1 protein-coding gene is annotated in these 1,194 nt (G+C 58.8%); it reads right to left on the bottom strand.

Going from position 1 to position 1,194, the window contains the following annotated elements; all coding sequences use genetic code 11:
- On the bottom strand, positions 1-1,136 hold a 1,136-nt coding region (locus PY650_RS36470), incomplete at its 3' end, for an IS256 family transposase (RefSeq protein ID WP_285884949.1).
- Positions 1,137-1,194: the final 58 nt, after the last annotated feature.

Genomic DNA, 1,194 nt, shown 5'->3' with positions numbered 1-1,194 from the left:
GCGCGCTTCCACTGCTCGGCCGCGTTGTCGAGGACGAGATATAGCAGCTTCATGGCAGCGTCGTCACCCGGGAAATGGCCACGCGACCGCACCGCCCGTCGAAGCTTCGAGTTCAGGGCCTCTATGGCGTTTGTCGTGTAAATGATGCGGCGGACGCCTTCCGGAAAGGCGAAGAAGGGAACAACGTGTTGCCAATTGCGCCGCCAGCTTTGAGAGATGGCGGGATATTTCTGGCCCCAATAGCCTTCCTCGAAGGCCTCCAGCGCCTTCAGACCAGCCTCGGCATCTCGCGCCCGGTAGATTGCTCTCAACGCTGGCACGACGGGCTTCCTGTCCTTGTAGGAGACGAACTCCAACGAGTGCCGGATCAGGTGGACGATGCAGGTCTGGACAATCGTTTGGGGAAAGACGGCGGTGATGGCTTCGGGAAAGCCCTTCAGACCATCGACCACGGCGATCAGGATGTCCTGGCAGCCACGGCTTTTCAGCTCGTTCATCACCCGAAGCCAGAACTTTGCCCCTTCGGTCTGCTCGATCCAGAGCCCGAGGATTTCCTTGCTGCCGTCGGCCAGAACGGCGAGCGCGACATAGACGGCCTTGTTGCGAACGAACCCCTCGTCCCGGATCTTGACCCGGATGGCATCGAAGAACACGAGGGGATAACACAGTTCGAGCGGGCGGTTCTGCCATTCGCCAACGGCCTCGAGAACCTGGTCGGTCACCGCCGAGATCAGGTCCGGTGACACTTCGATGCCATAAATCTCTTCGAGATGGCCCTGTATCTCCCGTACCGTCATGCCGCGGGCGTACATGGAGATGATCTTGTCGTCGAAATCGGGAAAGCGACGCTGGTATTTGGCGATCAACTTCGGGTCGAACGTGCCGGCCCGGTCGCGCGGGATGGCAAGTGTCATTTTCGACGTCCCGGTCAGAACCGTCTTTTTCGAGGAGCCATTGCGCCGGTTGGCCGAAATCCCCTCGTTGCGCTCGACCTCGAGATGCTCGTCGAGCTCCGCATTCAACATACGCTCAGATAGCGCTTTCTTCAGATCGTCCAACAAACCGTCCTTGCCGAAAACATCGGACGGGTCACGACCGGCAAGAAGCTGGTCCAAAAGTTCCTTTTCGATAGCCATGTGATGATTCGCTCCTTTTCATCATCATGGCCCACCGCACAGAATTCCTGACACTCCC

Source organism: Martinezella calliandrae (genome assembly GCF_030272695.1).
Lineage (GTDB): Bacteria > Pseudomonadota > Alphaproteobacteria > Rhizobiales > Rhizobiaceae > Rhizobium > Rhizobium calliandrae.
Note: the sequence above shows the minus strand (reverse complement) of the source record. Positions and strands in the feature narration are given on the sequence as shown.